Annotated in this window: 23 protein-coding genes; 7 read left to right on the forward strand and 16 right to left on the reverse strand. The window is 52.2% G+C overall.

The annotated features are described in order from the left end of the window. Positions 1-130 precede the first annotated feature (130 nt). From BSPA111_RS17520 to yjdP, 4 genes are all read left to right on the forward strand, one after another. On the forward strand, positions 131-427 hold the full coding sequence (locus BSPA111_RS17520; RefSeq protein ID WP_183272438.1) for a hypothetical protein: 297 nt from the start codon (positions 131-133) through the stop codon (positions 425-427). A gap of 205 nt (positions 428-632) precedes the next feature. After that, positions 633-2,816, forward strand: a complete 2,184-nt coding sequence (locus BSPA111_RS22755; RefSeq protein ID WP_183272439.1) for an autotransporter domain-containing protein — start codon at positions 633-635, stop codon at positions 2,814-2,816. Between the two features lie 340 nt (positions 2,817-3,156). Beyond that, entirely contained in the window at positions 3,157-5,721 is a 2,565-nt protein-coding gene (locus tag BSPA111_RS17530; protein ID WP_183272440.1) for an ATP-binding protein, read from the forward strand. Between the two features lie 376 nt (positions 5,722-6,097). Next, the gene (yjdP, locus tag BSPA111_RS17535) at positions 6,098-6,442 is read left to right on the forward strand and encodes a DDRRRQL repeat protein YjdP (RefSeq protein WP_183272441.1); all 345 of its coding nucleotides are present in this window, start codon (positions 6,098-6,100) and stop codon (positions 6,440-6,442) included. Positions 6,443-6,507: 65 nt separating this feature from the next. Here the strand turns inward: yjdP and phnP are convergent, their stop codons facing one another. From phnP to phnC, 14 genes are all read right to left on the reverse strand, one after another. After that, positions 6,508-7,266, reverse strand: a complete 759-nt coding sequence (phnP, locus tag BSPA111_RS17540) for a phosphonate metabolism protein PhnP (protein WP_183272442.1) — start codon at positions 7,264-7,266, stop codon at positions 6,508-6,510. Continuing rightward, on the reverse strand, positions 7,244-7,711 hold the full coding sequence (gene phnO, locus BSPA111_RS17545; RefSeq protein ID WP_183272443.1) for an aminoalkylphosphonate N-acetyltransferase: 468 nt from the start codon (positions 7,709-7,711) through the stop codon (positions 7,244-7,246). Before phnO ends, phnP begins: the two co-directional genes overlap by 23 nt. Continuing rightward, on the reverse strand, positions 7,704-8,294 hold the full coding sequence (gene phnN, locus BSPA111_RS17550; protein WP_255459306.1) for a ribose 1,5-bisphosphokinase: 591 nt from the start codon (positions 8,292-8,294) through the stop codon (positions 7,704-7,706). Before phnN ends, phnO begins: the two co-directional genes overlap by 8 nt. Beyond that, positions 8,291-9,427, reverse strand: a complete 1,137-nt coding sequence (phnM, locus tag BSPA111_RS17555; protein ID WP_183272445.1) for an alpha-D-ribose 1-methylphosphonate 5-triphosphate diphosphatase — start codon at positions 9,425-9,427, stop codon at positions 8,291-8,293. Before phnM ends, phnN begins: the two co-directional genes overlap by 4 nt. Further along, the gene (gene phnL, locus BSPA111_RS17560; protein ID WP_183272446.1) at positions 9,414-10,130 is read right to left on the reverse strand and encodes a phosphonate C-P lyase system protein PhnL; all 717 of its coding nucleotides are present in this window, start codon (positions 10,128-10,130) and stop codon (positions 9,414-9,416) included. Before phnL ends, phnM begins: the two co-directional genes overlap by 14 nt. 9 nt (positions 10,131-10,139) lie before the next feature. After that, complete coding sequence (phnK, locus tag BSPA111_RS17565; RefSeq protein ID WP_183272447.1) at positions 10,140-10,898, reverse strand: phosphonate C-P lyase system protein PhnK; 759 nt, start codon at positions 10,896-10,898, stop codon at positions 10,140-10,142. Continuing rightward, positions 10,895-11,740 carry an alpha-D-ribose 1-methylphosphonate 5-phosphate C-P-lyase PhnJ gene (locus tag BSPA111_RS17570; RefSeq protein ID WP_183272448.1) on the reverse strand — a complete coding sequence of 282 codons (846 nt, stop codon included), beginning with the start codon at positions 11,738-11,740 and terminating at the stop codon, positions 10,895-10,897. The genes phnK and BSPA111_RS17570 overlap by 4 nt, the downstream gene beginning before the upstream one ends. Beyond that, on the reverse strand, positions 11,733-12,797 hold the full coding sequence (locus BSPA111_RS17575; protein WP_183272449.1) for a carbon-phosphorus lyase complex subunit PhnI: 1,065 nt from the start codon (positions 12,795-12,797) through the stop codon (positions 11,733-11,735). Before BSPA111_RS17575 ends, BSPA111_RS17570 begins: the two co-directional genes overlap by 8 nt. Continuing rightward, positions 12,797-13,381: a phosphonate C-P lyase system protein PhnH gene (gene phnH, locus BSPA111_RS17580; protein ID WP_183272450.1), complete on the reverse strand. Its 585-nt coding sequence runs from the start codon at positions 13,379-13,381 to the stop codon at positions 12,797-12,799. Before phnH ends, BSPA111_RS17575 begins: the two co-directional genes overlap by 1 nt. Beyond that, the gene (phnG, locus tag BSPA111_RS17585) at positions 13,378-13,839 is read right to left on the reverse strand and encodes a phosphonate C-P lyase system protein PhnG (protein ID WP_183272451.1); all 462 of its coding nucleotides are present in this window, start codon (positions 13,837-13,839) and stop codon (positions 13,378-13,380) included. The genes phnH and phnG overlap by 4 nt, the downstream gene beginning before the upstream one ends. After that, the gene (gene phnF, locus BSPA111_RS17590) at positions 13,840-14,565 is read right to left on the reverse strand and encodes a phosphonate metabolism transcriptional regulator PhnF (protein WP_183272452.1); all 726 of its coding nucleotides are present in this window, start codon (positions 14,563-14,565) and stop codon (positions 13,840-13,842) included. 16 nt (positions 14,566-14,581) lie between these two features. Then, positions 14,582-15,364 carry a phosphonate ABC transporter, permease protein PhnE gene (gene phnE, locus BSPA111_RS17595; RefSeq protein WP_183272453.1) on the reverse strand — a complete coding sequence of 261 codons (783 nt, stop codon included), beginning with the start codon at positions 15,362-15,364 and terminating at the stop codon, positions 14,582-14,584. A gap of 144 nt (positions 15,365-15,508) precedes the next feature. Further along, on the reverse strand, positions 15,509-16,525 hold the full coding sequence (gene phnD, locus BSPA111_RS17600) for a phosphonate ABC transporter substrate-binding protein (protein WP_183272454.1): 1,017 nt from the start codon (positions 16,523-16,525) through the stop codon (positions 15,509-15,511). Between the two features lie 32 nt (positions 16,526-16,557). Further along, entirely contained in the window at positions 16,558-17,340 is a 783-nt protein-coding gene (phnC, locus tag BSPA111_RS17605) for a phosphonate ABC transporter ATP-binding protein (RefSeq protein ID WP_183272692.1), read from the reverse strand. Between the two features lie 192 nt (positions 17,341-17,532). Between phnC and BSPA111_RS17610 the strand changes: the two genes are divergently transcribed. After that, on the forward strand, positions 17,533-18,747 hold the full coding sequence (locus BSPA111_RS17610; protein WP_183272455.1) for a DUF2235 domain-containing protein: 1,215 nt from the start codon (positions 17,533-17,535) through the stop codon (positions 18,745-18,747). Between the two features lie 51 nt (positions 18,748-18,798). Here the strand turns inward: BSPA111_RS17610 and yjdN are convergent, their stop codons facing one another. Further along, complete coding sequence (yjdN, locus tag BSPA111_RS17615; RefSeq protein ID WP_183272456.1) at positions 18,799-19,239, reverse strand: VOC family metalloprotein YjdN; 441 nt, start codon at positions 19,237-19,239, stop codon at positions 18,799-18,801. A 286-nt stretch (positions 19,240-19,525) separates the two neighbouring features. Further along, positions 19,526-19,861 carry a zinc ribbon domain-containing protein YjdM gene (locus BSPA111_RS17620; RefSeq protein WP_183272457.1) on the reverse strand — a complete coding sequence of 112 codons (336 nt, stop codon included), beginning with the start codon at positions 19,859-19,861 and terminating at the stop codon, positions 19,526-19,528. Between the two features lie 367 nt (positions 19,862-20,228). Here BSPA111_RS17620 and BSPA111_RS17625 point away from each other — a divergent pair, with 367 nt between their 5' ends. After that, complete coding sequence (locus BSPA111_RS17625) at positions 20,229-22,592, forward strand: dynamin family protein (RefSeq protein ID WP_183272458.1); 2,364 nt, start codon at positions 20,229-20,231, stop codon at positions 22,590-22,592. Then, entirely contained in the window at positions 22,592-23,467 is an 876-nt protein-coding gene (locus BSPA111_RS17630) for a diguanylate cyclase regulator RdcB family protein (RefSeq protein WP_183272459.1), read from the forward strand. The genes BSPA111_RS17625 and BSPA111_RS17630 overlap by 1 nt, the downstream gene beginning before the upstream one ends. The last annotated feature ends 79 nt before the right edge of the window (positions 23,468-23,546 follow it).

Raw genomic sequence — 23,546 nt, forward strand, 5'->3', positions numbered from 1 at the left:
ATAGAGATAGATTATTAGTCTGCTGTTTGTGTTTTTTTGTAGTGTAAAATGTGCTTTTTTACCTCTTTAACTTGGTTGTTGTTGCTGTGTTGAGAGTAATTATCAATACAATCAACTTGATCTTATGCTGATGCCTGGAGCTAAGCTGATGCTCCCGGCAGCAGAGAAAAAGTATGTTAATGGGGCTGAATGCGTCGTTGAAAAGTGTGACTTAAGTCATGTTTTTCAATCAGATAATGGAAAAGATGTATTTATTTTATTATTTCCAGAAATCACTTTCTTATTTGGTCATATTAGTTATGACTGTTATTTTTTTAATAAAAATAATGATAATTACCTTGTCTATTGTGCATATGTTGCATTATATTTCGCCCCGATACAGTTTCATCCCATTTCAGGTAGTAAGTCTGCTTATGACCTCTCTTAAGCAGTTTCTGGTTATGTACGGATATTGTTATTACAGGAAGTTATGAAAAAAAATCATTTCAAGCAGAACATGCACCTTCGAGAGAAGTAGCGCAACTCTTTGTCATCATTCAAGTTGTATGAGCCAGCATTTGTATAATTCAAATGCGATATTGTATTTTGTTCTGCAACTCGAATTATATAGGGTATAGATAAGTATTATATCTATGCTGAGCACCTATTTTCTAAAAATAATATATAAGATTATGAAATTAAATAAACGTAACAATTTTAAATTGTCATTACTGGCGTATTTGACCGTGTCTAATGTCTCCATTTCTCATGCGAAAATGGATTATGATCTCTCGGTTTTAAAAGATGTTGGACAAGCTGCAGCCATATCATCCGATGGTAGCGTGACCGGTGGTACGTATGAGCTATCTAATGATGTTTACCGTTCCTTTATTCGTAAAGACGGGAAAGATATTGATATCTCAGTATTAAACAATGATGGCCGTAACGTTTATGTTACCGGTATTTCAGATAATGGTGAGGTCGCCACCGGTTATTTTAATGATGTTCAATCCAATGAATCAGAAGCCTATATTTATAATCTGAAAACGGACAGCGTAAAAATTGTAGGTAAAGATAAAGGCCTTAAGGAAGTTTCTGCACTTGCGGTGTCTGGTGATGGTAACACCATTGTTGGTTTAGCCGACGAGCGCGCATATCGCTTCTCAGAAACTCAAGGGCTTTCATTTTTATCTAACAGCAATTCTGGTTTTTCTAGCGCCAATGGTGTCAATTATGATGGCAATGTTATTGTTGGCAGAGCGACATTTAATAACGAAGCTCAGGCATTTAAATATACCGAAGCTAAAGGTATGGTCTCTTTAGGGACATTGCGTAAAGCCAATGATGGTGCATCAAGCGCTAATGCCGTCTCTTCAAATGGGCTGGTGACTGTTGGTTATTCAGAAAATGACCAGAATGAAATGCATGCCATTCGCCATACTGATGCAGAAGGCATGAAAGATCTGGGTACTCTGAAAAAAGATAATACCGGTTATTCATCCGCTTCCGGCGTCTCGCATGATGGTGAATTTATTGTCGGTTCTTCGTGGAACGAAGATGATTCTGAGCGCGGATTTGTCTATGTCTCCAGCGCGAAAAAAATGTATGAGCTCAAACCTCTGGGTAATCAACAGGGTGGCGAGACCAGTGCCGAGGCGATTTCTGATGATGGCAAAGTCGTTGCCGGTTATGTTGAGGCGAACAATGGCGAAACGAGTGCGGTGCTGTGGAAATTAAATTATACCCCGGACATGCTGCCACTTGAGCCGTCCAGGCCCGTGGACCCTGTTGAACCGCTGACGCCAGTTGACCCTGCTGAACCAACTACACCGGTTGACCCTGTTGCTCCGCAGCCGCCAGTTGACCCAATTGCGCCGCCGGAACCGCGTGGGCCTTCAATATCAGACCCTATTGATATCAATAAAACGCGCCAGTCAATCAACAAAATGGCAGAAAATGGCTACAGGATCCTCGACCTTTATCAGACCGCGCTATACAACCTGGCTGAAAGTCGCTGCCAGCTGGGCGATAGCGACTACTGCGTAGGTTTATTTACTCAGTATGATAATGTTCACCAAAATAACCGTATTGCTACGGGCCTGTTTGGTTCATTCCGCTTCCCGGCAGAAAACTGGACTATGGGTGCATCCCTGAATTTAGCCAATAACACGAATCTGGTCGAAGGTTATAAAACCAGTGGTAACAACCATCCTGGTGTGGGCACATGGTTGCGTTACCAGGAGAATAAAGATAACGCTGGTTTCAGTTCAGAAATTTCCGCAGCCTTCCTGCAACAAGGGCTGGATATCACCCGTGCCGCTCAATATGGTACTGAAGCAGGTGAAGGAAATTCTAAGATTAAAGGTTACTACGCGAAGTTAACCGCGAGCTACGGTATTGTTGCCAGTGAACAAACACGCATCACACCTTTGGCTGCGCTGAAATATCATAATGTTTATCGTGCGGGTTACACTGAACAAGATAATATTAATTTCCCTGCCACTTATGGGCGCATGGGGAATGAAAACTTCGATCTTCAATTAGGCGTTGATATGAATCATCAGCTCACGGAAACTATCGAATTAGACGGTGGTATTGGTGCTGATATTAAGCTTAATCACAAGCGTGATGCATTTACTGGGCTGATTCAGTATGTAAACGACGCAGACTCTATTTACGATCGTGGAGATAGCCAAAGCGTTAAGCCTTATGCACGAGTTGGCGTCAATTACTACATTACCCCTAATTCCACTCTGCGTGGCAATGTGGGTTACCAGACTACCGATTACCAAAATGACGGTATGCAGGTTGGGTTGAGTTATTCTTACCACTGGTAATTTTATTCCCTCTGCCCTTCAGGTTGCAGGTACGTTGACTGCAACCTGAAGGGTTTGGGTATTCATTAGCAGTCTAAAAAATAACGCTGAATATAAAGCATCGAACAAAACCGGAAAGGAATATTCACTTCCGGTTTTTTTTCGCCCATTAAATTTAGAGGAGAGGCTGATTCGCTTATTCATCTCTTTATTTAAGGTGTGGGTGCTTTACTTCTGCTGGGAGGAATACTAGACATAGGTTGGAGAATCAGGCGATTCTGTTTTCGGTTGTTATGACGAAGGGAAAGCCGGGTCATTCCCTTGCAAAGAGCGAGGGAGCCAAATCAGCACGGAGCCAACCATGCCGCAACCCCGCACACCGTTCTTCGCAAGCGCCCGAGGACGCCTGTTGTCCTTCAACCTTCTGGTGGTGGCGGTAACATTGTTGGTGTGTGGCGTGGCGGTGCTGGGGTTTAATCACGCCAGCCGTTTACAAGAACAGGTTCAGGGACAAACGCTCAGTGACATGTCTGGCAGCATGGAGCTGGCGCGGGATACAGCGAATGTGGCGACGGCAGCGGTGCGCCTCACGCAGGTGGTTGGTGCGCTGGAATACCAAAGTGAAGCGCAGCGTTTGAAACAAACACAGCTTGCGTTGCAAAACTCACTTAATCACCTGGCGAATGCGCCTTTAGCTCACCACGAACCCGCGCTGGTCAAACGCATTACCGAGCGGAGCAACGAACTGGAAAGCAGCGTGACACGCATGCTGGAACTCGGCCATCGCCGCCATCTGGAACGTAATGCGCTACTCAGTGCGCTGTATCAGAACCAAAGTTATCTGCATCATATTCAGGATATTAATGCCCGGGACGGATTAGACGTTCCCGAAGCCCGGCTGTTAACTGAAATGGACCGGCTGATTCTGATCGCCATTCAAACGCCTTCCCCAAAAGCCACCGTGGTGCAGCTTACTGAAGTGATGACACAGCTTCCGACCCATGCCGATTCGCCACTGGTTGATGGCATATTGCAGGAGTTCACGGCGCATTTGCGTCAGTTGCTGCCGCTTTCTCAGGCGTTGGATAACAGCGATCTAGGCATCGCCTGGTTTATGTATCACATCAAAGCGCTAGTGGCGTTCCTGAATCAGGACATCAACCAGTATGTGCAAAAGGTGGCGCAGGAGTCGCTCAACCGTACAGACCAAAGCCATAAAGAGCTGCAATCGATGATTGCTTTTATCGGTCTGTTTGCCCTACTGGCGCTGGTGATCACCGGTTTTGCTGGCTGGTACATTTACCGCAATCTTGGCTCAAATCTCACGGCGATTTCCCATGCCATGACGCGGCTGGCCCGTGGCGAGAGGGATGTCAGCGTACCTGCGTTACAGCGGCGTGATGAACTGGGCGAACTGGCGCGAGCATTTAACGTTTTTGCACGTAATACCGCCTCGCTTGAACACACCTCTAAATTACTCAAAGAAAAAAGCACCCAACTGGAAACCACTTTTCATGCGATGCGCGACGGTTTTGCCCTGTTTGATAACGAGGGGATCTTAGTCGTGTGGAACCCGCAATATCCGTTGTTGCTGGGGCTTCCAGCAGAGCGGCTACAGCGCGGACAACACTATTTAAGCCTGCTCAAACACGTGACGCCCTTGCAGGAGCATATTCTCGAAAACCTCTCACGCCCGCTACCCAAACCACAAGAACTGCGGCTGGCAGATAATCGCACTATTGAGTTGCGTTTTAGCCCTGTGCCGGGGCGCGGAATGGTGAACGTCGTACTGGAGCGTACCGAGCGCAAAGCACTGGAAGAAGCGCTGGTTCACAGCCAAAAAATGAAAGCGGTAGGGCAGTTAACCGGTGGCCTGGCGCATGATTTTAATAATCTGCTGGCGGTGATTATCGGCAGCCTTGAGCTGACATCGGTGGATTCACCCGACGCAGTACGCATCCAGCGAGCCTTAAAAGCCGCTGAGCGGGGGGCGCAACTCACTCAGCGTTTGCTGGCGTTTTCTCGCAAGCAATCGCTGCATCCGCACGCCGTTTCGATGAAAAACTTGTTGGAAAATCTCGATCCACTGATTCGTCACTCGCTCCCCGCAGCCCTGACGCTTGAGATTGAAGCGCAGCATCCCGCCTGGCCTGCATGGATCGATGTGAATCAACTTGAGAATGCGATTATCAATCTGGTGATGAATGCGCGGGATGCCATGGATGGGCAAAGTGGCACGATTAAGATCCGCACCTGGAATCAGCGAGTTGTGCGCACGGATGGGGGCAAACAGGACATGGTGGCGCTGGAGGTTATCGACAGTGGTCATGGTATGTCAGAGGAGGTCAAAGCCCAGGTATTTGAGCCGTTCTTCACCACCAAACAGACCGGCAGCGGAAGTGGTCTGGGTTTATCGATGGTCTATGGATTTGTGCGCCAGTCAGGGGGGCGAGTACAAATTGAAAGTGCGCCTGGGCAAGGAACGCTGGTGCGTTTGCAGCTCCCACGAGCGCCCGCACAAGCGCTCAGCGAAGCCTTGCCTGAGCCGCTGGCGGCGAATACCGATGAAGATCAATTGGTGTTGGTGTTGGAAGATGAGCTCGACGTGCGCCAGACGCTGTGTGAGCAGTTACATCAATTGGGCTATCTGACGCTGGAAACCGGCGACAGCCAGCAGGCGCTGCAATTTCTCAAGGATGTACCGGAGATTCAGGTTCTGATTAGCGACCTGATGTTACCCGGGCCGATGAGTGGCGCTGATGTTATCCAACACGCTCGCGATAACTATCCACATCTCACGTGCTTGCTGATCAGCGGCCAGGATTTGCGCCGCAGCAGCCAGCAATTTCCCCAGGTGGAGCTCCTGCGCAAACCTTTTAATCAGCAAAAACTGGCACAATCTTTACGCAGAAGTAGACATTCGTAAGCTGCATTGCAAATCAATGAAAAGGTCACTCGCAAACAATTGACTCAGAGTCCAGAAGAAGACATTAATAGAAAGACCCCTTCCAGTATCCCAGGAGGAAGTGGGTGGGTTTAGGAACACAACTTAGCCGCCACATTTATTGTTATGCACCTCATTGATCATCCTGTAGCAAGGACTAAGCCCCTCTGCAAAGAGGGGCTGACTTTACCCCTCTTTCCGCATGTCACCTGTTGAATCAACGTCAATGACACGTTATTAAATTATCGACACCTGGTATCACTGAAAAAGAGTTGTTCTACGAATTGAGAATACTCCGCTGTTGAGATGCGGGGACTTTCCCTATCGTTTTCAGAGTTACCAGACATCAGACAGGCTTATGAATCGATACTCCACCTTACTGCTGCTCGGCAGCCTGACCATGGCAACATTTGCCCGTGCTGATGCGCTGGATGGTCTGTTTGATAATTCCATTGTCAGCTCAATTTCGCAGGCACTTAATGATGCCTACCATCCTGACAATGGCCGCAACAATGACGACAATAACTCGTATGAGGATGATTCGCGCGCGCGTAATAACGACAATGAAAGACGTCGGTATGAGGATCGCCAGCGGCAGCTTGAAGACCGGCGTCGCCAGTTGGATGAGCAGCAACGCCAGTTAGATAATCAACGTCGCCAGCTTGAAGACGATGAACGCCGCCTGGATGAGGATTATCGTTAAGTTTTTTGTATGAGATGAGTTTCGGGCGGGTGGCGAGTTGCTACGTCATCTGCTCTCAATTCATGCTACGCCTCGCAAATCACCATTCCATCAAACCCAGCTTCATACCCTTTTGGCAGTTCGTTCTCTATCAACCAACAATCAAACTGATGGCTGATGTGCGTGAGGATCACTCGCGGGCAGCCGATGTATTCATTCAGTTTAACGACGGTATTCAGATCGCAATGGTTGTTAGGCGTTTGCGCTCTCGGCTCGTGGCTGCAATCAATCACGATAACCTGCGGCTTGTTGTTTGCCAGAAACTTCAACGTCTTATCCGGCAACCCGGCGGTATCACTTAACCATGCCACGCGGCTGTGCGGCGTTTCGAACAGATAACCGAGCGTGAGTTTTGAATGGTTAAGTGGCAGAGGCGTGATGCGCAGCGCTTGCAGCGTAAACCCAACAAAGGGTTCAAGCCGGTGGCTGAAATCCAGAATGCCGGGGTGTTTAAACAGATCGTCGCAGCCGTGTTCATCGGCGGGGCCATAAACCGGGATCTTCTCGCCCACGCCCCAACGCAGCGGGAACAGGCCCTGCACGTGATCCATATGGTAATGCGTCAGTAAAAATTGCTGAAATTCGCCAGGCTGCCAGTGGTCCATCAAATCAGGAATGCCCGCATCCAGAAGCGTCACCGCATCGTTGAACTTCACCACTGCGCTACAAGGCTTGCGGCGATATTGCGGTTTTTTGCGAGCCCGCTCGCAGGCCGCACAAGTGCAACCAAAAGCAGGAACCAGTTGTGCACCGCCGGTACCGCTAAGCGTGAGTGTCAGGCTCATAGGGGTTCTCCACCGGTTTGGTAAAGCGAACATGCGTTGGTTGATAACCTTCTCGTTCGTAGAATCGATGGGCATCGAGGCGCTTTTTGCTGGTGGAAAGCTCGGTCAGTTCCGCGCCGTTAAGACGCGCATGATCTTCGGCCCAGGCCAATAATTTACTGCCCACGCCATAGCCGCGTGCCTGCGGCATCACCACCAGTTCCTGAATCTCACCGACCCAGTTCACATGATGCAGGTGGAACTGCATATGCAAACCGATCATGCCGACCACTTCACCGTTAAGCACCGCGAGTTGGTAATGCAAATGGCTATCTGCGAGGTTTGCCGCAAACCCAGCATTAAACGCCTGGCGGTTAAATTCGGCCTGCTTTAGCTCGCAAATCAAAGCGTAAACGGCATCGGTGTCGGCAAGTGTCGCAGGGCGTAATTCAATAGTGTCAGACATGGCGCGGCTCTTTTTTGTAAAAATGGACGATATTGGTATTGCGCTGGCTTTCTACCATACGCATAAACGATAAGACAGCCTCCGCCAGGCTGCCATCGTTATTAAGTACCAGACAATCGTCTAAATCCGGGGCATAGAAGGCCGCACGTTGCAGGCGTTGCTCGATTTGCTGTGTGCTTTCGCGCCCGCGTTGCTCGAGCCGCTTACGCAAAACATCGGTCGAAACATGCAGACAAATCGGCACCAGTGCTTCGCCATAACGCGCCCGCGCTTGCGCCAGATGCTGGCGTGAGCCATTCACCACCACATCGAAGCCAGACTCGAGCCAGATATCCAACTCAATGCCGACGCCATAACGTTGGTGGTGCGCTTGCCAGTACAAAGCGAACAAACCTTGCTGCTGGCGCTGGGTGAACTCCTTTTCACTCAGCGCGACGTGATTTTCACAGCCCGCGTCGGCGGCGCGAGTGATGTAACGGTGAGCCACCAGCAGTTGATTATTCTCCTGCTGGCGCAGCGCGCTCAGCAGGCTGTCTTTTCCTGAGCCTGACGGCCCCATCAACCAGACTATTTTGCTCATCAGAACACCCGTATTCCCTGACGCCAGACATGGCCGACGTGGATGTGATCGTTATGAAGATGCGCCAGTACCATGTCGGCACGCTTACCCTCTGCCAGTATGCCGCGATCGGCCAGATTCAGCGCTTTGGCTGGGTTACGCGTCACCAGCGCGACGGCTTGCGGCAACGTAATGCTGTTGGTTTCGTCTTGCGCCACGCGGAAAGTCGCGTCCAGCAAACTGGCCGGATAATAATCCGAGGAGAGAATATCCAGCAGGCCGACTTGTGCCAGTTGATGGGCTGCCACGTTGCCGGAATGCGAGCCGCCTCGCACGATATTCGGCGCGCCCATGAGTACGCTCAAGCCATGTTCGCGTGAGGCCTGTGCGGCTTCAAGCGTGGTGGGGAATTCGGCAATCACGCTGCCCAGTTCGTGGGATTCTGCGACGTGCGCTTTAGTTGCATCGTCGTGGCTGGCAAGGGCGATATTGCGTTCGCGGCACTCGGCGGCAATCGCCACGCGATTAGGCTGCGACCATCGTTCGGCCAGAGCCAGTTGCTCGGCTTCATAGCTATTCATATCGGCGTCGCTCAGTGAATATTTTCCCTGATAATATTCGCGATATTTGACCCGATTTGCGAACTGGCGCTGGCCCGGCGAGTGGTCCATCAATGACACCAGCGACACGCCATCACGTTGGATTAACTGCTGAAACAGCGGCAATGTGGTGTGATGCGGCAGTTCGCAACGCAGATGCAGGCGGTGCTCGGCGCGGTTGATGCCACGCGCCTGGCTGTGCAACACCGCATTAATCATCTTCTCCAGGTTTTCCAGACGGTCACCGCCGTCGCGTACATCGCCCAGCGCCACGGCATCCAGCACCGTCGTAATACCGCTGGCGACCATCATCGCGTCGTGGCTACTCATCGCAGAATGCGCCGGCCAGTCGACTTTCGGGCGCGGGGTGAAGAATTTATCGAGGTTATCGGTATGCAGTTCGATAAGCCCTGGCAGCAACCAGCCGCCTTCGCCGTCTTGCGCTTGTGGCAATTGACTTGGGCTGTCGGCAAAGTTACGAATCACCCCTTCACTCACTTCCAGCGACCCACTCACCACTTCATTTTCCAGCACTAATTTTACGTTATTGATAATCATGCTGTGCCTCCACTGCTGCCATCGGGGTTGCCATATTGTGCAGTCTGTCTGCGACCTGATTACGCACGGCCTCGTCGTGGAATATCCCAACTACCGCAGCACCTCGTGCTTTGGCTTCCAGAATCAGCTCTACGACCGCCGCGCTATTTTTCGCATCCAGCGAGGCAGTCGGTTCATCCAGCAGCAAAATGGGGTAATCAACGATAAAGCCACGGGCGATATTCACACGCTGTTGTTCGCCGCCGGAAAACGTGGACGGAGCGAGGTTCCACAGGCGCTCCGGCACGTTCAGACGGGTGAGTAACATGGAGGCTTTGTCTTCACAGACGTCACGCGATACGCCTAAATCCAGCAGTGGCTGCATCACCACTTCAAGCGCTGAAATACGCGGGATAACGCGCAAGAATTGGCTGACCCAGCCGATGGTCTGACGGCGCACTGCCAGCACGTCACGCGCCGGAGCTTGCACAATATCCAGCCACTGCTCGTTATGCTTGACCCAGATATGCCCAACATCCGGCAAATAGTTGGCGTACAGCGAGCGTAAAAGCGTGGATTTTCCGCTGCCGGAGTGGCCGTGTAGCACGACGCATTCTCCACCTTTCACTTCAAGCGAGGCGTTCGACAGCACCGGCAGACGAATGCCGTGCTGGTGGTGTAACACAAAGGTTTTGCTCAGGTTTTCAACCCGTAATCTGGTCATCGTGTGCACCTAATTCTGAAGGACGGAAGAAACAAGCAGTTGGGTATACGGGTGGTGCGGGTCGTCGAGTACGCGATCAGTCAGGCCACTTTCCACGACTTGCCCCTGCTTCATCACCAGCAGGCGGTCAGCCAGCAAACGCGCCACGCCCAAATCGTGAGTCACAATCACCACCGCCAGGTTCAGCTCGCGCACCAGGCCGCGTAATAAATCGAGCAAACGCGCCTGTACCGAAACGTCCAGCCCACCGGTTGGCTCATCCATAAACACCAGCTTCGGGTGCGTCACCAGGTTGCGTGCGATTTGCAGGCGTTGCTGCATGCCGCCAGAAAATGTCGTTGGCAAGTCGTCGATACGCGAGGCCGGGATTTCCACTTCCTCTAACCAGCGCTGGGCGGTGGCCCGAATGTCACCGTAATGGCGCGCACCGGTTGCCATTAAACGCTCGCCGATATTGCCGCCTGCCGAAACGTGGCGGCGCAGGCCGTCCATCGCGTGTTGGTGAACCACGCCCCATTCGGTGCGCAGTAAGCGGCGGCGCTCGCCTTCGCTCATGCCGTACAGCGACGAATCCAGGTAAACCACTTCGCCGTTTTGCGGTGCCAGGCGCGCCGAGATCGATTTCAGCAGCGTGGTTTTGCCAGAGCCAGATTCGCCCACAATCCCCAGCACTTCGCCGGGATAAAGCTCGAATGAAACGTCGCTGAAGCCTTTGCCGGGTGCATAAAGGTGCGTCAGATTGTTGACGGAAAGTAAGGGTTGAGTCATTGGCTTGCGGCCTCGCTGTTCTGGCGGCAGAAATCGGTATCGGAGCAGACGAACATGCGGTTGCCCGCATCGTCGAGCACCACTTCATCCAGGTAACTTTGGTGAGAGCCGCAGATGGCGCACGGTTCTTCCCATTCCTGAACGGTGAACGGATGGTCGTCAAAATCGAGACTTTCGACGCGGGTATACGGGGGCACCGCGTAGATGCGTTTTTCACGCCCGGCACCGAACAGTTGCAGCGCGGGCATCATGTCCATTTTCGGGTTGTCGAATTTCGGAATTGGTGACGGGTCCATCACGTAGCGCTGGTTCACTTTCACCGGGTAGGCGTAAGTGGTGGCGATGTGGCCGAAACGGGCGATGTCTTCGTACAATTTCACTTGCATCACGCCGTACTCTTCCAGCGCGTGCATGGTGCGGGTTTCGGTTTCACGCGGTTCGATAAAGCGCAGCGGCTCAGGGATCGGCACCTGATAAATCAGGATCTGATCTTCAGTCAGCGGCGTTTCCGGGATGCGGTGGCGCGTCTGAATCAGCGTGGCGTCGGCGGTAGATTCGGTAGTGGCAACGTTGGTCACGCGCTTGAAGAAGTTGCGAATCGACACCGCATTGGTGGTGTCGTCTGCGCCCTGATCAATCACCTTCAGCACGTCGTTTTCACCAATCACACTGGCGGTAATTTGAATGCCGCCGGTTCCCCAGCCGTAGGGCATCGGCATTTCACGCCCGCCAAACGGCACCTGATAACCCGGAATGGCGACCGCTTTCAGGATGGCGCGGCGCAGGGTGCGCTTGGTTTGTTCATCAAGATAAGCAAAGTTGTAGCCGCTTAAATTAGCCATTTGCGCGCTCCTTAATCAGACGGTTCAGCAGTTCCAGTTCGGCCTGGAAATCGACGTAGTGCGGCAGTTTCAGATGCGAGACAAAGCCAGCGGCTTCGACGTTATCGGCATGGGCCAGCACGAACTCTTCATCCTGCGCGGGGCCAGCGACGGTTTCGTCGTAGTCCGGGGCTTGCAGGGCGCGGTCAACCAGCGCCATCGCCATCGCTTTGCGTTCGCTCATGCCAAACACCAGCCCGTAGCCACGGGTGAAGTGTGGATCTTCGTTCTCTGGTGCCACAAAGCCGTTCACCATTTCGCACTCGGTTATCAGCAGTTCGCCGATGTTCACCGCAAAACCCAGCTCTTCCGGCGTGATTTCCAGATCCACATAACCGCTGCGAATTTCCCCCGCGAACGGGTGGTTGCGCCCGTAACCGCGTTGGGTGGAGTAGGCGAGTGCCAGCAAATAACCTTCGTCGCCGCGCACCAGTTGTTGCAGGCGCGAGGAGCGTGAGCACGGATAAACCGGCGGCTGGCGGGTGATGTCATCAGGCTGTTCGCCGTTGTCTTCTTCGGCTTTTGCCAGCCCCTGTTTTTCCAGCAGGCTGAAAACATGCGGTGCGGGCTCTGCGTTGTCGTCATCCTTTTTAAGCTGTGGCGTTTCGCCGTTTGCCAGCAAGGTGAAGTCCAGCAGACGGTGGGTGTAATCGTAAGTCGGGCCGAGCAACTGGCCGCCCGGCACGTCTTTGTAGACGGCGGAAATACGGCGCTCTAAGCGCATATCGGCGGTGTTCAGCGGTTCGCTTACGGCCAGACGCGGCAGCGTGGTGCGGTAAGCGCGCAGCAGGAAGATGGCTTCGACCATATCGCCGCTGGCCTGTTTGATGGCAAGTGCCGCCAGTTCGCGGTCGGCAATGCCGCCTTCGGTCATCACGCGGTCAACCGCCAGCCCTAACTGCTGTTCGATTTGTGCGACGTTCAGTTCAGCCAGGTTTTGGCTGCCACGGCGGTTGTGTTCCTGGAGTTCGTGGGCGGCGGCAATCGCCTTTTCGCCCCCTTTGACGGCGACGTACATCAGCACACCTCCACGTGAGTGGTGCGAGGAATAGCCAGCAGGCGGTCGCCGCAGGTCAGGATTAAGTCGATGCCCAGCGGGAACGGGTGCGGGCGCTCGGTGAGTTCGTGAATCACGCAGTCCGGCAACTGCGGGGCAATCATGCGTTCTTCGCGAATACCCGCACCGGTTAAGCGCAACATGCGGCCACCGCTCAGGCTTGGCACTTGCAAAATCAGTGTCGCGCTGGTGTCGGGAGCGACGTCGGTGCCTTGCGCCAGTGCGTTGAGTTGCTCGGCAGTAATCGTGCTATCGGCGACGGCAAACTGCGCATGTTCTGGTGTTTGAGTTACAGGGGCATTTGTATGAAAACGGACATTTTGCAGCGCTACGTCATTGCTTAACGCCTCGCTAATCCATACCGACGTGTCGTTGTCGGCAAGTGTGAGCAGCACGCTGGTGGAGGCGACATTCAACGGTTTCCAGCCATGTTGCAGCGAATGCAGGGCGACGATCACGCCCGGTTCGCTCATCGCTTTGAGCAGACGACGGAAACTCTGTTGGGCATCCTGCACGGGTAGGTTAAAAGCGGTCATCAGGGTCATGCGTTATCTCCGCGAACCAGAGTGAAGAAGTCGACTCGGCTGCTATTAATTTGTGTGCGGCGTGCGGCCAGGCGCTGTTCGCGGTTTGCTACCAGCGGCGCAATTAAGGTTTCCTGCAAAGTCCGAAATCGAACTTTTTCCTGCATCAGCGCGTCGATGACTGCGCAAAGTTCAGCGTGGGTTTTATTGCGCCCTAATGAATAGCTGTAACCGTAAGTGCCATTGGCAAGCTGCACGACGGCGCGGGTTAGCGTGGTATCACCGGCAAAAAAGCGTTGCCCGGTTGCGCCCATCCGCGCCTGAATCTGTACCAGCCCAGTTTCGGGTTGGCGGATAACCTGATATTCAGGATTCAGTTTTTGTTCTGCCCAAAGTGCTGCCAGTTCTTGTGGCTGGCTGTGGGCGAGCACGGCCATCCACTGCTGGCGCTGTGCGACATCAAAATGCGGTGCGTCCATTTAGTGCTCCATGGTGAATTCAATCATGTCGGCACGGGTCAGACTGACGGAGTATTCCGCAGGTCTGGCGTGGCCTTCACGGTGGTTAAGGGTGCGTACGCAGAGCAGCGGCGCCATATTGGGGATTTCCAGCAGGCGGCTTTCTTTGGCCTGAGCGCGGCGTGCGCTGATGCGTGTTTGAGTGCGTTTAAGGCTGATACCGAGCTGTGCCTGGATAACGTCGTGTAGCGAACCGCTGTTGAAGTGTTGCAGCGTGGGCCACCAGGAAAGGTCGGCAAAGTAGTGGTCAATCAGGCACACCGCGATGCCGTTAACGCGGCGCAATGTGCGCAGATGAATAATGTTCTCACCTTCGGTGATGCCCAGCGCGTCAGCCACATGGCTTGAGGCCGGGCGCAATACGGCGAGTAAGCGCTCGCTGGTGGGGTGGCTTCCCTGGTCGAGCAGGTTCTGGCTAAAACGAGCCTGCGCGTTCAGCGGGTAATCGAACGGACGCATCAACACCAGCACGCCGATTCCCTGGCGGCGCTGTACCCAGCCCTTTTCGACTAACTGGTCGATGGCGCGGCGCAGCGTGTGGCGATTCACCTCAAAACGTGCCGCCAGTTGGCTTTCGGCTGGCAGGTAGTCGCCACAGCGGTAGTTTTTACGCAGCTCCTGTTCGAGCAGGGCGGCGATTTCCTGATAACGCGTCGGGTAACTGGTCGGATGTCTGGATAAGTGCATCGTCAACAAAGCCTCGTTAAATAAAGTGCTTACGCAGTCGTTGCGACAGGAAATCCAGCAGGCTGACGGTGATGATGATGACAATCATCAGCGCGCAGGTTTGCTGGAACTGGAATCCACGAATCGCTTCCCAAAGTGTTACGCCAATCCCGCCTGCGCCCACCATGCCGACCACCGTTGCCGAGCGGACATTCGACTCGAAGCGGTAGAGCGAGTAGGAGATAAGCAGTGGCATCACTTGTGGCAGCACGCCGTAAATGATCTCTTCAAGTTTGTTGGCACCGGTGGCGCGAATGCCTTCAACCGGGCCGGGTTCGATGGCTTCCACCGCTTCAGAAAGCAGTTTCGAGAGCACGCCGGTAGTGTGGATAAACAGTGCTAAAACACCTGCGAGTGGGCCCAGGCCGACGGCGACCACGAATAACATCGCGAACACCATTTCGTTGATGGCGCGGCAGGCGTCCATCAGGCGGCGCATCGGTTGGTAAACCCACCATGGCACCAGGTTGTCGGCGCACATCAGTCCACAAGGTATGGAAAGGACGATGGAAAGTGCGGTACCCCAGACGGCGATTTGCAGCGTGACGCCCATTTCGCTGAGGTATTGCTGCCACTGGCTGAAATCAGGTGGGAAGAAGTCGGCGGCGAAGGTCGCCATATTGCCCGCATCGCGGAACAAGGTGAGCGGGGCCATTTCCGCGCCTTGCCAGGAGGCAACGAGTACCGCCAGCAAAATCGCCCAGCTGAGTAGCGAGAACCAGCTACGTTTGGGTGCGGCGACTTGAATGGTTTGTTGCATGTGGTGCTCCGTTAATCGTATGAGTTCGGACGCCCTCACCCTTTGAAAACCACCCTCACCCTAACCCTCTCCCTGAGGGAGAGGGGGCTGACCGAGTAGTTTCCCCCTCTCCTGGGGGAGAGGGTCGGGGTGAGGGCTAATCGATCACTGAACCGCTTTATTCACACTGCTCATCGCAGAAAGCGCGGCGGTCAGGCGGTCCAGATCACTAAGCTGGTTTTGAATCTCGGTGACTTTGGAGTTTTTTTCCGGCTCGGCTAACCCTTTGTTGTCCTTCACGCCTTGCATCTGTTTGAACAGAGCAAGCTGGCGAATTGGCACCAGTTGCAGGTCGCTGGATGGGCGGAACGGTGCCCATGTCAGGCCTTTCAACACGGCCGCTTCTTCCGGGGTTTTGCCGTAAGTCATAAAGAAGTCGTAAATTTTGTCTTTGGTGGTTTCGGACAGGTTCTTACGCCACACGATCGGATCACCTGGGATCAACGGGGATTTCCAGATGACTTTCAGATCTTTGAATTTCTCAGGTGCGGTTTTCTTTAAACGATCGAGGTTTTCAGTGTTGTTGGTCGCGACATCCACTTGCTTGTTGGCGACGGCCAGGGCGTTGGTTTCGTGGTTGGCATTCACGGAGCGTTTAAATTCATTGGCAGCCGCGTTGTTCTTAGCGAAGACGTAATACCCAGGGACCAAATAACCCGATGTAGAGTTAGGATCGCCGTTGCCAAAAGTCAGCTCTTTGCGCTTCGCCAGCATGTCTTGCAGGTTGTTGATCGGACTGTCTTTGTTGACGATCAACACGCTCCAGTAACCCGGAGAACCGTCTGCCGCAACGGTCTGAGCAAATACTTGCCCGTTAGCGCGGTCTACCGCTTCCATCGCGGAAAGGTTGCCGTACCAGGCGATATCCACTTTGTTAAAACGCATCCCCTGGATGATCCCTGCGTAGTCCGGCGCGAAGAAAGCATTCACTTTCACGCCCAGTTTCTTCTCCATATCCTTGAGGAACGGGTCCCACTGTGGTTTCAGGTTTTGCTGCGATTCTGTCGAGATAATGCCGAAGTTCAGCGCTTTCTCTTGTTCATCCGCATGAGCTGCGCTGAACAGGGTGCTGACGCTTAACAGGCTGGTAAAGACAAGGGCTTTAGCGGCTTTGTAGCTCATGGCTGACTTATTCCTGAAGGTGGATAAAAGTATTAAGCAGCGACCGCGTCGACGCGATTCATACTGCGGTAAAGATTTCCCAGCCGTTCGTTGTCGAACGCTGAGCTGCTTCCGTCGTAAAACACATGACCCTGGCGCAGTGCGACAATGCGTTCGCAATAGCGCAGGGCGTAGTCCACCTGATGCAGCGTCACCACCACGGTGATGCCGTCCAGACGGTTAATGTCGTGCAGGGTTTCCATCACTATGCGTGCAGATTCCGGGTCGAGGGAGGCAATCGGCTCATCGGCCAGAATCACTTTCGCCTGCTGCATCAGCGCACGGGCAATTGCCACGCGCTGCTGCTGCCCACCGGACAGGGTGGAGACGCGCTGATACGCAAACTGCGCCATGCCGACACGGGTCAGTGCCTGCAATGCGCGTTGTTTCTGCTCGCGGGTAAACCAGTTAAAACAGGTACGCCAGAACGGCGTGGAACCGAGCGCGCCAATCAGTACGTTTTCCAGTACCGTCAGGCGATTCACCAGGTTGAACTGCTGGAAGATGTAGCCGGTGTGGGCGCGGCTTTTGCGTATGTCACTTGCCAGGCGACCCGCTTTTTGTACGGTGCGGCCGAGCAATTCAACGTGGCAGTCTGCTGATTTATCGGAAGTAATCAGGCCGCTCAGGTGACGTAAGAGGGTAGATTTGCCTGAACCAGACGGCCCCAGCAGAGCAACCATCTCACCTTCATTAACAACCAGATCAACCGCATTCAGCGCCTGATGTTGGTTGAAGGTTTTGCTCAGTTTGTTGACGCGAATAATTGTTTGCATCATTCGGCTCCTTAAAAAAGTTGCCTCATGGTGCCGATAGAATGTGACGATTTTGTTAAAGATAAGTTTCGATATGATGAAGAGTGAGCGGTAGCCTGGAAGTCATCAAGCTAATCAGCTATTTGTCGTATTGTTTGGCGCTTCGTTTTTGGCTTTGCTTACAGTTACCCGCCGGTCATTGGGAAGGTAACAATGAGCAAGAATATTATTTTTTGTGCCGATGGCACATGGACCGCTCCCGGTTTTGAATCAAAGCCGGATGATGAAACCGTCGCCAGTAATGTTTATCAGTTATTTATTGATTTTAAAGGTATTGTTGACCAGCAAAGTTTGTTGTTAGCCAATGAGCAAGAAAAAACGCTGACGGATAGCAGCGGCAATGTGGTGCAAGTCGCGAAATACATTTATGGAATGGGTGATCCGCATAATGGCCTGATCAAGCGATTGGGTGGCGCATTTGGCGCAGATTTGATCGTGCCGATCATTCGCGGGTACACCTTTATCAGCCGCCATTGGCAGCCGGGCGATCGGATCTATTTGGTGGGATTTAGCCACGGTGCCTATACCGCGCGTGTTCTGGCGGAGATGATCATCGATCGTGGCTTATTAAATCGTGAAAAGCTGAAATTAAATCAGCGCAATAAAGATGAGGCGTGGCGGTTTGCCGCGTCGGTGTGTGCGCAGTTTCTTGCCCATTCGCCGGAAATGAGCCCGAGCCTGCTAGGGAGCGTGGTGCGCGAGTTGCCGGGTTTTTTTTGCGACAGCGTTGACCCTACCTGTATTTCGCGTCCGGCCTCCATTGAGGCTGTCGCGGTGTGGGAAACGGTCGGGCTGATGGGCATCCCCAGGTATTTCACCGATAAACGCTACAACGTTTTCCGCTTTAACAATACCGAGCTGCATCCACGGGTGAAATACGGGCTACAAGCACTGGCGATTGATGAGCAGCGTGTCGATTTAGAACCCGTATTGTGGGACAACCGCGATCGTATTTTGCAGGTGATGTTTCCTGGTATTCATCAGGATGTGGGTGGGGGATATCAAAACACTCAGGAGGACCGCGGTTTGTCGAATGGCGCGTATTTGTGGATGCATGATGCGCTCGACGATTTGGGGATTAATCTTGCACCCAGCGAGGTTATTGCAGACCCGCTTGGGCTGCTGCATTGCGATTGGTATCCACCAACCCGATATTTGCGCATCACCCCTCGACAGCTTCCTCCACCGGTGACTTCGTCAATGATGGTTCACCAGTCGGTTATCGAGCGGCTAAGTGGCGGCCCAATGTTGTTGCAGCAGTCAGCGATAACCGGGGAATGTCTGCCAGGACCTTATGCGCCGCAACCGTTACAGAACTATTTACATGGGCAGGGCGCCATCCCTATTAACTGGGCAATAGCGCGGTAGGTGTAGAGGTGCTGCCGTCTGTCATCGCAGGCGGCAGCACCCTAAAACGTTTTACATCGGTTTTTCGACATTCACCATCCACGGGATACCGTACTTATCGGTCAACATGCCAAAGCCTTTGGCCCAGAATGTTTCGCCCCATGGCATAGTGACATTTCCACCGGCGGCCAGGTTATCAAACCACCGTTTACCTTCGTCGACATCTTTACTGGTCAGGCTCAGTGAGTAGCCTGAATGTTTCACCTGATCGGTGGCCATATTGCCGTCACTCATCATGACTTCACTGTCACCTATTCGGACATTGGCATGCATGATTTTATCATCAGGCCAGTTAAATCCACTGTTGCAGCCTTCTGCTGCATTGTTTGCTTCCTCCTTTGGCATTTCGCCAAAAGTCATTTTAAACAGCAGTTCAGCACCGATAGCTTGTTTATAAAACGCGATAGCTTCTTCGCAGGTGCCGTCAAAAAAGATGTAGGGGCCAACAGACATGGTTTTTTCCTCATATGCGGAGTGCATATGAAGTGTAGATGTGGGAATAAGGGCAAGCCAGGCGGGGGACGGACGCTTTTCACCCTCCTGAAGGAGAAGGGATGGTACGGTTTCTCCCTCTCCTGGGGGAGAGGGCTGGGGTGAGGGCAATTCTCATTAAAACTGAAAACCATCCTCACCCTAACCCTCTCCTTGAAGGAGAGGGGATGGTCTGGAGTTCTTCCTCTCCTTGAAGGAGAGGGGATTGTTCGGTGTTCTTCCTCACCCATTAGGAGAGGGAAAAGACTTAGTTCTTTTTCACAAACTCTGACTTCAATTTCATCGGGCCAAAACCATCGATTTTGCAATCAATGTTATGGTCGCCTTCAACCAGACGGATACCCTTCACTTTGGTACCGATCTTCAGCATTGAAGAACTGCCCTTAACTTTCAAATCTTTCACTACGGTGACGTTATCGCCGTCAGCCAGCAGGTTGCCGTTGGCATCTTTAACAATCAGCTGGTCGCTGTCTTGTGCGGGTTCGGCATCATTCCATTCATGCGCACATTCCGGGCAGACAAACATACCGTTGTCTTCATAGGTGTACTCGGAACTGCATTTCGGGCAATGAGGGAGAGTCATCTTAATATCCTCAAAAATAGCGGCTTTCCGCCAAAAGTAGCGCAATTATACATTAAAACCCTACTTTTGCAGGGATTATTGCCGCTACGCCTTGCGCCATGAGGATGAGTTGAACGCAAAGATTGATATTTTGTATCTGTAATCAATTGCTAAATTCGGGATGAAAATACAGAATTAGCTTATTGAAATGCGCTATTGTTTCTTTCTTTGTCTATATCATCAGATAAATTTTTTTGAAACGTAAGCTTAATAAAAATATCGAATAATTGATTTCCGCACGAAATTATAATTTCCGGTACTGAATTGACCTGTAAATATAACTATTTTTATAAAAATCCGGATAATTTTATTTAAGTAAGGATTTTTTATGCACACACAAGCAATATTTGAGTTAAGTCAGGAGGCTGAGCGGCTATTACAACTCGCCCTGCAAAACCTTAATTCCTTAAAAGCAACCTCTTTTACTACACAGAATGAAGAAAATAACGCTGGGCAATCGCAAATGGGGCCGGTTGTCCCGTCTGCGTTTTGCCCGCACACCCTTCAACAGCAGCAGGCAATGCTGCAAAATGAATTACGCAAAATCACCCAGAATGAGATGGTGCTGGCCATTGTAGGCACGGTAAAAGCAGGGAAATCCACCACCATCAACGCCATTATTGGCACAGAAGTTTTGCCTAATCGCAATCGCCCGATGACAGCATTACCGACATTGATTCGTCACACGCCAGGCCAGCGTGAGCCAGTTTTGCATTTTCCTTACGTGCAACCCATCGACCAATTAATGCATGCGTTGCAACTTCGTTTGCAACAAACCGACAGAGCAACGCTTGGCAGGCATTTAGAAATTGATCGGGATATGGCGGCGTTATTAACCAGAATAACTGAAGGGGAATCTTTCGCTAAACATTATCTGGGGGCTCAGCCTATTTTTCATTGTCTGAAAAGCCTTAATGATTTAGTGCGTTTATCCAAAGCGCTGGATGTTGCTTTTCCCTTTAAAGCCTATGCAGCAATTGAACATGTTCCGGTAATTGAAGTGGAGTTTGTCCATTTAGCGGGAATTAATGAAGGTTATGGGCAACTGACATTATTAGATACGCCTGGCCCGAATGAAGCCGGGCAACCGCATCTGAAAAAAATGCTACAGGAACAACTGGCGCAAGCGTCTGCTGTGCTGGCAGTACTGGATTACACCCAGTTGAAGTCAGTTTCTGACGAAGATGTGCGAAAAGCGATATTAGGCACCGGTTCTTCCGTGCCGTTGTACGCGCTGGTGAACAAGTTTGATCAAAAAGACAGAAACGGCGACGACGAAGAACAAATTAAAGCATTGATTTCCGGCACGCTGATGAAAGGGATGATTGAGCCGAGCCATGTTTTCCCGGTTTCTTCCATGTGGGGATATCTGGCCAATCGCGCGCGTCATGAACTGGCATTACACACTCAGTTGCCGAACCCCGATGAACATCGCTGGGTGCAAGATTTTGCTGATGCCGCGCTGGGCCGTCGTTGGAAACGTGATGATTTGGCGGATAGCGATGTTGTGCACCAGGCGGCGGAACTGCTTTGGCAAGACTCGCAGTTTGCCGAACCCATCAAAAAGGTGCTTCATGCCGCACACGCCAATGCCTCGATGTACGCACTGCGGTCTGCCTGCCAGAAATTACTTAACTACACGCAGGGCGCGGAAGAATACCTGAATTTTCGCCGCCAGGGCTTGCGCATCGCCAGTGAGCAATTGCAGCAGAATATTGCGGCAATTGAAGAGGACATGAGCCTGGCCGCTGAAAGCCAGCAGTCGGCAAGTGCGGTTGCGCGCAGTAACGTAAACCAGGCTGTGCAAGCGATGGGGGATTTTATCCGCCGTTATGAGCAACAGATTAATGCCAACGTAGCCGATTATTTCCAGCAAGGCATGGTGCCTGAAAAACTGACTCGCCCGGTGATGTCGTTTGGAACTCGTCGCAGTGTCGATTTTGACGCCCGCGATGAAACGCTGAATTTTGACGATGAACAATCGGCGCAAATTGCGCTGCACAGAATCCGCGCCTCATGCGAAATCATCCTGACCGCTGCGCAAGAAAAGATGAATGAGGAGCTGATGCATCTGTTCAGTTATCTGGAAGTTGAACTGGCGGATACGCTGCGTAACATCTTAAAACCCATTGAATCCCGAGTCTCACAAGGGCTCGCCCAGGCAGGGTTTCGTACCCATTTCAGCCTGCCGGTGTTCCATGTCGGATTGTTAAATTTCAATGCCCATAAAGCATTCAATGAGCTTATCGAAGAGCAGGATATTCCGGTCGCGCAATTACGCCGTCCGGCTGGGATGCGAGGCACCGTCGCACGCTGGCTCAATAGCGAGGAGTGGGGTTGGGAAGGGTACACCGTGATGCAAAGTCGCTATGTCATTTCGTTGCCCGATGTACAACGCAAGCTGTGCGAGCATGTTGCCAGTTTCCTGTTGCAGCTCAATCGCACCCTGGCTATGCAAATTGAGAATGCAGTGAGTGAGGGAATGACAGCCTTCTTTGCCGATTTTTCCCAGACGTTGGATGCGATACGCCTGAATCTGCAACAAAGTTTGTTGGCGCGTCAGCAAAATGAAGACGCGGTAATGGCTTTGCGTCAGCGGCTTGAGCTGTGCGTGCGAACCACGCGCTACATCCACGAAGACACCCGCCTGCTGCGGGACGATATTCAGACGCTATTTACGGTAGAACAGTAATGAACAGCCTGGTACAGGGTACTCAAACCCGCGCTTTGGAATGTGTTGCAGAGAAATTTGTCGTCGATTTTGCAAAAAATAGGGGGGTTACACGTGAGTTGTGGCACAGCCAGCAAAGCAAAGCGTATTTCCAACGGCTGACCGGCGAGTTTATTGGCAGCAGCCAGTTGCAAAAATGGGCGGTGGACGATGTGTTACTCGAGACGCCTGAATTCACGTTAGCGATGCTCGGGCAGCTCTGCCAACGTGTGGTGAAAAAACATCGGGCGATGACGAAAGTCTATGACAGCGTCTGTTCTATGTCCGCCGCTTCTGCGCGAATGAATAACGAGGCCCTGGAAACTCGACAGCTGTTTGCTCTCGTGCAACAGCAACTGGCGCTGCGCATTGGCAAGCTGGAGGCGCAACTAAACGGCACCGATCTCACGCATCTGGGGATCGTGCATTGCGAGCAAGTTTTTGCCCGCTGGCAGGCTGGACACTATTTATCATTTTCGCCCGCTGGACGCTGTTATGTCGCGTTGCAGGAGCTGTACTGGGGCACTTTTGGCGATGCGCTGCGTTTCGGCAGCACGTTACAGGCAAGTGAGCTGATAGAACAGGCGCGAGCGTTGGCCATCAGGCAGCTGGCGCAAGATGTGAATGCCTCCGCTCGCACTCGTCATTACTATTATGAATGGCTGATGTTTCCGTCTACGCCTTCAATGATGGAAAGCAAAGACGCGCTGACATGGCTGGGTGACGATTGTGACCGCGAGTATCAGCCGGTGAGTTTTGCTACCACCCAAACGCATTTGGGAGTTTCTCTCGGCATGCCACGCATTTGTTCCGCAATGCGTCTGGGAAGTGCGATGGTCGATGAGGTGTTTATCTGATGATCTCAGGATTGAATATGCGGCAAAATATCTGAAGACATTTCCTACACATGTCATCAAGAATATGATCGATATCATA

Source organism: Buttiauxella sp. A111 (genome assembly GCF_014189855.1).
Classification (GTDB): Bacteria; Pseudomonadota; Gammaproteobacteria; order Enterobacterales; family Enterobacteriaceae; genus Buttiauxella; species Buttiauxella selenatireducens.